This is a genomic window from Microbacterium galbum, assembly GCF_032464915.1.
In the GTDB taxonomy this organism is placed as follows: Bacteria; Actinomycetota; Actinomycetes; order Actinomycetales; family Microbacteriaceae; genus Microbacterium; species Microbacterium galbum.
In genome coordinates, this window is record NZ_JAWDIS010000001.1 from 1963321 (window position 1) to 1971136 (window position 7816).

The 7816-nt window shown below is 73.4% G+C and carries 7 protein-coding genes; 3 read left to right on the top strand and 4 right to left on the bottom strand.

The window, feature by feature from the left end:
• From RWH45_RS09135 to RWH45_RS09150, 4 genes are read right to left on the bottom strand one after another with little or no spacing between them, the layout of a single operon-like run.
• Positions 1-816: a glycosyltransferase family 2 protein gene (locus RWH45_RS09135; RefSeq protein WP_315994562.1), complete on the bottom strand. Its 816-nt coding sequence runs from the start codon at positions 814-816 to the stop codon at positions 1-3.
• Positions 813-1817: a hypothetical protein gene (locus tag RWH45_RS09140; protein ID WP_315994563.1), complete on the bottom strand. Its 1005-nt coding sequence runs from the start codon at positions 1815-1817 to the stop codon at positions 813-815. Before RWH45_RS09140 ends, RWH45_RS09135 begins: the two co-directional genes overlap by 4 nt.
• Entirely contained in the window at positions 1814-2947 is a 1134-nt protein-coding gene (locus tag RWH45_RS09145; protein ID WP_315994609.1) for a glycosyltransferase, read from the bottom strand. Before RWH45_RS09145 ends, RWH45_RS09140 begins: the two co-directional genes overlap by 4 nt.
• A complete protein-coding gene (locus RWH45_RS09150) occupies positions 2947-4086 on the bottom strand; it encodes a glycosyltransferase (protein WP_315994564.1) in 1140 nt (379 codons plus the stop codon). Before RWH45_RS09150 ends, RWH45_RS09145 begins: the two co-directional genes overlap by 1 nt.
• A gap of 79 nt (positions 4087-4165) precedes the next feature.
• On the opposite strand from RWH45_RS09150, the gene RWH45_RS09155 reads away from it, so the two are divergent.
• Genes RWH45_RS09155 through RWH45_RS09165 form a run of 3 tightly spaced genes read left to right on the top strand, consistent with a single transcriptional unit; the run spans position 4166 to position 7412 of the window.
• Positions 4166-5095, top strand: coding sequence for a WcbI family polysaccharide biosynthesis putative acetyltransferase (locus RWH45_RS09155; RefSeq protein WP_315994565.1), 930 nt, complete (start codon positions 4166-4168; stop codon positions 5093-5095).
• Entirely contained in the window at positions 5092-6081 is a 990-nt protein-coding gene (locus RWH45_RS09160) for a glycosyltransferase family protein (protein WP_315994566.1), read from the top strand. The genes RWH45_RS09155 and RWH45_RS09160 overlap by 4 nt, the downstream gene beginning before the upstream one ends.
• The gene (locus RWH45_RS09165; RefSeq protein WP_315994567.1) at positions 6078-7412 is read left to right on the top strand and encodes a glycosyltransferase; all 1335 of its coding nucleotides are present in this window, start codon (positions 6078-6080) and stop codon (positions 7410-7412) included. The genes RWH45_RS09160 and RWH45_RS09165 overlap by 4 nt, the downstream gene beginning before the upstream one ends.
• The last annotated feature ends 404 nt before the right edge of the window (positions 7413-7816 follow it).

The following is a 7816-nucleotide window of genomic DNA, read 5'->3' on the forward strand; positions in this document are numbered from 1 at the left end:
TCACGCGCGGGAGCGGACCCAGGCGTCGTCGCGCTGCTCGATCGCGCCGGCCGCGGCGAAAGCCTCGAGCCATCCGCCCATCGGCCATGACCCCCACCGCGCGTGGAAGGTCGCGCCGTTGCGGAGGATGTCGTCGAGATGCTGCCACGGGGGAGACGACACCGGATGCCACTGGTGGAAGGCATCCGCCCCGCCCACCCAGCGCATCTCGACGTCGGCGGCGCGCGCCGTCCACGCGAGATCGGTGTCCTCGGCGCCGTAGCCCTCGTAGCCGGGGTGGAAACCGCCGATCCTGTCCCACGTCGCGGGGGTGACGGCGAACGACAGCGACCAGAACAGGTCGTACTCCTCGCGGGATGCCGTGCGCGTCGCGCCCGGCTCGAGCGCGGGGCGCGCGCGGTGCGGGCGCACGAGGAACGGCAGGTCGGAGGCGGATCCGGGGCGCTGCACGCTCGCGAGGTAGGTGACCGCTCCGGCGAGGATCGCATCCGGGTGCGCGCGGGCCGCGTCGCGGTAGGCGGGCAGCAGGTCCGCGCCCGGGAGGCAGTCGACGTCGAGGAAGACGAGCAGCTCGGCGCCGGCCGAGACGGCCGCGGCGGCGGCCCGATTACGGCCCTCTCCCACGCGCATGCCGTAGGGCCCCGGGGGCACGTGCAGCGTGAGGGTGTCGGCATCCGGAATGCCGTCCGGCGGCGACGCGTCGAGCCACGCCTCCACGCGCACGATGTCGGTCGCCACCTCGGCCAGCACGCGGCGCTGTCGCTCGAGGTGCTCGGCGCGCGACCTCGATGCGACCGTGATCACCGCGGTCTTCACGGCAGCACCGCCTCGACGGCGGCGGCCATGCGCTCGGCTCCCCCGGCGACCTGCCAGCGCGACCAGTCCGGTTCGCCGTCGGCCGCGGCCTCGACGAGGGCGACGAGTTCGGCCGCCGTGACGGTGGCGTCAGCCCGATGAGCCAGTCCCCAGCGGTCGAGGGCGTCGGCGGTGTGGACCTGTTCGTCGAAGGGGCGCTCCTGCGCGATGACCACGGCGCGCGCACCCGCGGTCGCGAGGTCGGCGACGCTGTTCTGCCCGGCGGCGCTGATCACCACGGTGCTGCGCGAGAGCAGCGGCCACGGATCGTCCACGCGCGAGGTCGCGTCGTGGCCGACGGCCGAGACGTCCCACCCGCGCTCCTGCAGGCGGGCGGTGGCCTCCGTCCGCACGGCGTCGTCGAGCACGCGACCGAGCACGAGAACCGCGCGCTCGGCGCGGGCGCCCTCCGGGGAGCGCCCGTCGTACCGCGAGATCCCGCCCGTCCACACGACTCGGTCACCGTGCGCCGACAGGCCCGCGGTGGGCACGGCGCCGTGCGCCCACGGGGCCACGATGCGGTCGGCCAGGGCGTACGCGAGCGCGTGCGGGGCGTCGGTGCGGGCACCCGGCTGGGTCACCGCGACGGTGCGCAGGCCCAGCAGGCGCGCGAAAGCGACCACTTCGGCGCTCACGTCGACGACGAAGGCCTGCAGATCCCGGGTGACGGATGCCGCGGCGATCGTCGCGAGGCGGGCGCGGTGACCGGGGTGGCCGTGCGGGGCCCAGTGCAGGTGTCCGCGGACGGTCGGCTCGGCGTCGCGCGGGTCGTGGAAAGACCCGTCCGCGCCCTCGAACTCATCGGCGTCGGGGGGCAGCTCCACCCATTCCACCTCGGCGGGCAGCGTCGTGGGCCGCGGCATCGACGAGAACGCCACGACGGGCGAGCGCAGGTGCGGCTGCACCGCCAGGAAGCGCGCGACGTGGCCGTAGCCGTGATGGTGGACGTACCAGCCGATCACCACGCCACCGCCGGCGCGCGCCGCACCGGGACCGGCTGCGCGGTGTGGGCGAGCACGCGCTCCACCTCGCGATAGCGCTGTGCCAGCGAGTGCTGCCGCACCGCCGCGCGGCGGGTCCACACGCGGGTGAGCGGCTCCTGCGCTCCCTCCGCCGCCAGGCGGGAGGCGGCCTTCGCGAGGGCGACGACGTCGCCCGGCATGACCGTCGCCGACCCCGGCATCCCGCTGAGAACCTCCGACACGCCGCCGATGTCGAACGCGGCGACGGGCGTGCCCGTGGCCAGCGCCTCCGCGATGACGAGGCCGAAGGGCTCCTCCCACATGGGTGTCACCAGGGCGACGGCCGACGACCCCACGAGTCGGCACAGGTCGGGCTGACGCAGGGGACCGACGTAGCGGGCGTGGGCGCCCAGGCGCGGGGCGATCTCCTGTTCGAAGTAATCGACGTCGCCGATGCGCCCGGCCAGCACGATGTGCGCTCCCGCCTCCCGTGCCGCCTCGATCGCGAGATGCGGGGCCTTCTCCGGTACCACGCGCCCCGACCAGACCCACGAGGAGCCGCCGGTTCCGCGGGTCCACTGGTCGGTGTCGACGCCGTTCGGGAAGACGAACGCGTCCACGCCCTCGACCGACCACGCGCGCGCCGTCGCCTGGCTCACCGCGACGAAGCGGTGTGGGCTGTCGCGCACGTCCGAGGCCGCCTCGAGCATGGGCTCCAAGGGCGGGGTGTGCAGCGTGGTCACGACCGGGATGCCGGCTTCCCGGCTCCAGCGGATGGGTGCCGGGTGCAGGCTGTGATTGTCGACCACGTCGTAGAGGTGGCGATCCGCGATGAGGCGCTCCCGCGCCGCGTCGTAGGCGGCCTCGACCGCGTCGACGTACCCCGCGGGGTACTCGGTGTCGGACGACTCCTCGGGGCGGTTCCACTCCGGGGTCGGCAGCCGGAACTCGGGCACGTCGCCGAGGAAGTCCGAACCGTCCGCGGCGCACAGCGTCACCTCGTGGCCCCGTTCGCGCAGCCATCGCACGCGATCCCACACGCACGCTTCGAGGCCGCCGGCGTGCGGCTGGCGCAGGGCGTAACGCGAGGGTGCCACCACCAGGACCCGCAGGGCCTTCCCGATCCGCATCACGCCGCCTCCTCCGTCGCCATCGCGCGTCGGTACAGCGCGAGATGCGCGGCGCGCACGGCATCCCGTTCGCCGAGGCGCTCGGTGCGCCGACGTCCGATCTCCGCCGCCCGTTTCGGCGAGCCGGGTGTCGACCACGCAGCGTTGGTGGCATCCACGATCGCCCGTGCGAGCGACACGGGCTCTCCGACGTCGAAGCTGTGGAAGTCGCCGGGGTGCTGGGCCGCGATGTGCCCGACGCGCGTGCCGATGACGGGCACGGCGAGGTCGTAGCAGAGCTCCGCCCACCCCGACTGGGTGCCGTGCCGGTAGGGCAGCAGGCACGCGTCGAGGTCCGCGAGCCAGTGCGAGAGCGCCTGGTCATCGAGGCGGGCACCGCGCTCGACGGTGACGCCCTCGGCATCGCGGGCGAGCAGGTCGATGGATGCCGCCGCCTCGGCGTCGCGGACGTTCTCGTTCATCCGCACGACCGCCTCGACCCGCGCGCCCTGGGCCCGCAGATCGGCCACGGCGCGCACCAGCGTCGCGGTGGTGCCCACCCCGTCGATGTTCGGGCGCAGATCGCGCAGGTGCACGCCGACGCGCGTCGCGGCGTGCGCCGCGCCGGAGGGGCGGTCCGTCTCGGCGAGCAGGGTCGGGTGGGCGATCACCGTCGGGCGACGACGGGTGAGCGCGAAGACCTCGTCGGCGGCCGTCCCGGTCAGGGTGATGAGCTCGTCGGCCGCCTCGGCCAGCACGGCGAGCGAGGCGCGGTGGGCCTCCTGCGACAGCAGTTGGGGGTTCTCGAGGTCGTGCACCGTGTAGACCAGGGGCCGCCCCAGGGCCCGCAGCGTGGCGACGGTCTCGGAGAGTTCCTCGGGCGTGTACGACTCGATGCCGAAATGCACGTGCACCAGGTCGAAGTCCGCCGCATTCGCCCGCAGCCACTCCGGCAGGAGGATCTGCGGCGGCCACCACTGTCCGGCCGGGGCGCCCGGGGGAGGCGGATCGGCGAGCAGGAGCACATGCGCGGGATCCGCGACGGCGGTGACGTAGGGGTGCGCCGAGGGGACGGCGGCGACCCGGACCGGGGGGACGGTGCTGGTGACGATCTTCTCTTCCTCCTCGTGCAGGCATGCGTGACGGTGCGTGTACCGCATCGCCAGGCACATCGCAATGCAACGGGGCGGTTGGGACGACGATGACACCGACGGATACGTTCACATCATGGGTGGCGACATGGCGCGGCTGGGAAGCCTTGCGGACCACGGCGAAGCGGTGATAGCGCGCCGGGCCCACTACGCCGGGTTCTACGGAGACGCTCCGCTGCCCTCCGGCTACGGCCTCGTCGTGGGCAACTGTCAGGCCGAGTCCCTGCGCCTGGTGATCTCCTCCGACGCCCTCCCGACGGTACGCATGCCCGCGGTCCACGAGCTGTCGGCCGACGACACCGCGAGGGTGCACGACCTCCTCCGCGGCGCGTCGTTCCTCGTCACCCAGCCGATCCGCGACGACTACCGGGGGCTCGCGCTGGGAACGGCGCAGCTCCGGGCGTCCCTCGCGCCGTCAGCCCGTGTCGTCACCGTCCCGGCCGTCCGGTTCGCGGGCCTCCACCCGTTCCAGGCGGTGCTGCGGCTCCCCGACTTCCCCGAAGATCCACCGCTCGTGGCCTACCACGACGTGCGAACCGTCGCCGAGGCGGCGCGCATCGACATCCCCGCCGCCCTCGAACCCCCCGCGGTGCGCGAGATCGCCGAGGGCTCCCGTGCCGAACTGCGTCGCCGCGAGGCGCGGGGGCTCGACGTCGTGGCATCCGATCTGTTCGCCCCCGTCGTCGAGGATCTGGCGCGCACGGTGAATCATCCCGGCAACGCCCTGTTCCTCCCGCTCGGCGAGCGGATCGTCGCCGCCCTCGGCGCGCCTGGAGGGGCCGTCGATCCCGGGCGCCCGATCCTCGCCTCCGTGCGCGCGCCGCTCGAGGACTGGGTGGTCGACGCCTGGAACCTGGATGCCGCGCCCCGGCCCGACTGGATCGTCGCCGGAGAGACGCTTCCGGCCGACGTCGTCCGCGAGGCCCACCTCGCCTTCTACCGCGAGCGTCCCGCCCTGCTGGCCGCCGTCGTCGACCGCATGGCACCGTTGCTCGCCACCTGGGCGGCCGCCGCATGAGCCTGCAGACCCCGAATGCCGCGCCCCCGGTGCTCCTGGTCCACCCCGGGCCGCACGGGGTCGCGGTGTACGCCCGGGAGATCGCCGCCGAGGTGGTCCGCCTGACGCCCGGGGCCCGCATCGCCACGCCCGACGCGCTCGCCGCGCTCGCTCCGGGTTCGCCCGTGCACGCCCACGTCACCGACCGTCTCTGGGGTGCCTCGCCCGAAGAGGCGACGCGCACCGTCGTGGCGCTGGCCGCTCGGCATCCGCTCACCGTCACGTTGCACGACGTGCCGCAGGAGTCCGACGGCGAACGCAATCGTCCCCGTCGCCGCGCTTTCTACCGCGCGGTCACCGAGGCGGCACGCGCCGTCGCGGTCAACAGCGCACACGAACGCGAGCTCCTCCGCGAAGAGGACGTGTGGCACGGCGACATCGCCGTCGTTCCCCTCCCGGTCGACGAGCGTCCCGCGTCCGTCGCCTCCTCCGACGACGGCGTCGGCGTGCTCGGCTACTTCTACCCCGGCAAGGGCCACGACGAAGCGCTCGCGGCCGCCGTCGCGGCGGGCGTCCCCCGGCTCACTGTGCTCGGTCGCGCCTCGGAGGGGCACGCGGCCGACCTCGACGCGTTCGTCCGCCGCGCGGATGCCGTCGGCGTCTCAGTCGAGGTGACCGGATGGCTCGACGACGCCGACATGGCCGCGCGCGTGGCCCGCGTCGCGGTGCCGGTGATCGCCCACCGCCACGTGTCGGCGTCGGGCTCGCTGGCCTCGTGGATCGGATGGGGTCGTCGTCCCCTCGCCGTGCGCAACCGCTACGTCGACGAGATGGCGCAGCTGCGCCCCGGCACCCTCGCCGTCGTCGAGTCCGAGGCGCTCGCCGGGGCCATCGCCGCGGCCCGCGCCGACGCCTCGTCGACCTGGCACGGCGTCGCCCCGTTGCCCTTCGGTCGCGCCGACGCCGCCCGCGCCTACCTGCGGTGGTGGGGAGGGCTTGCGCCGTGACCGCCGACATCCCCGAGGGATGGAACGACCGGATGCCATGGGTCCCGGGCAACCGGTGGGACCTGGTGTCCCACCGCGAGCCGGAGCCCCCGCGGGTCACCGTGGTCGTCACCCACTACGCGCAGCCCCGGGAGCTCGCGCGCACGCTCACCGCGCTCGCCCGTCAGGACCATCCGGCCGATCGCCTCGAGATCGTCGTCGCCGACGACGGGTCCCCTGAACCGCCCGTCGTCCCCGACGGCGTCCGGCTCGTCCGTCAGGACGACCGCGGCTTCCGCGCGGCGGCGGCGCGGAATCTGGGGGCCTCGGTCGCCACCGGCGACGTGCTCTGCTTCCTCGACGCCGACACGACGCCCGAGCCCGCGTACGTGCGCACGCTCACCCGCTTGCCGGCCCTGCTGCCCGAGGCGGTGACGGTCGGACGCCGCCGTCACGCCGATCTCTCCGGCGTGGCGGTCGATGCGCCGATCGCCGAGGTCGCGCCCGCCGTCGAACTGGACGAGCCCGCCTGGCTGCGCGAGGCCTACGCGGACAGCGGTGATCTGCTCCGCGCCGACGACCGTTCGTACCGATACGTGATCAGCGCGGTGCTCGCCTGCTCCCGTGCGCTCTTCGACGACGTCGGAGGGTTCGACGAAGCCTTCTCCGCCTACGGGGGAGAGGACTGGGAGTGGGCGCATCGCGCCTGGCAGGCCGGCGCGGTACTCGCCCATGTCCCGAGCGCCGTCGCCTGGCACGACGGACCCGACTGGGCCGGACGCGACGACCGAGACCGCGCGGAGGAGGGCAACCGACAGAGCCTTCGGCTCGCCCAGCTGATCCCGATCGACGGATCCGCCGGCCGTGGTCTTCTTCCCCGCACACCCGACCTCGAGGTGCGTGTCCGCGGCGACCTGACCGCGGCGGCCGCTTTCGTCTGCGCCGACTCGATCCTGTCCGCCTTCCCGCGGGCGACGGTGACGATGGATGCCGTCCCCCCGGGGAGCGCGCTCTCGAACGACCCGCGCGTGCGGGCCGACCGTACTCCGCTCGACGCCCGCGTCGTCCTCGAGCTCGATGTCCCCCTCGTCATCGTGGACGACGCCGAACTCGTCATCGCCTTGGCGTCACTCAGCGGAAGCGACGTCGGCACCGTCATCCTGAGGACGACGGACGGTGCGACGGTGGGCCGTGCGCGCAGCAGACGCGCTCGTCGCCGTGTCGCGCGGTGGGCCCACGACGAAGGGCTCGCCCGACGGACCGTCACGGTGGACGGGGTGCACGTCCTCCGTCCGCAGCCCCACGTGGAGGCGTGGGTCGGGGGATGGGGGAGCGTCGGACGGTTCGTGTGAGGCCCGCCGCACGGCGACTCTCGAGGCCGGGATGCGGTCGCGACACGCCCGGGGTGTGTGCTCGATTCGACGGGGTGGTCGTTCGGGCGTAACTTATTACTTGTTCGCCCCACAGGGGAGAGCGGAGCGGCCGGAAGGCCCCGCAGCCCCTCAAGTAGCGAACCACCCCCAACATCTGTTCTTGAGAGTTTCGGTTCTCTGGTTTACAGTTGGGGTTCTGTCGTTCGGCACATTTCCTGAGATCTGCTTCGTTTGAGGTGGTCTTGTTGTGTGTGGATGGTGTGAAGGTAGTGAACTGCCTCACGGGTAGGTCTAGGTGACTGTTTCTGTGGGTGCGTCCGTTCCTTGAGAACTCAACAGCGTGCACTTGTCAAATGCCAATTTATTCCTCGTTGATCTTCGGA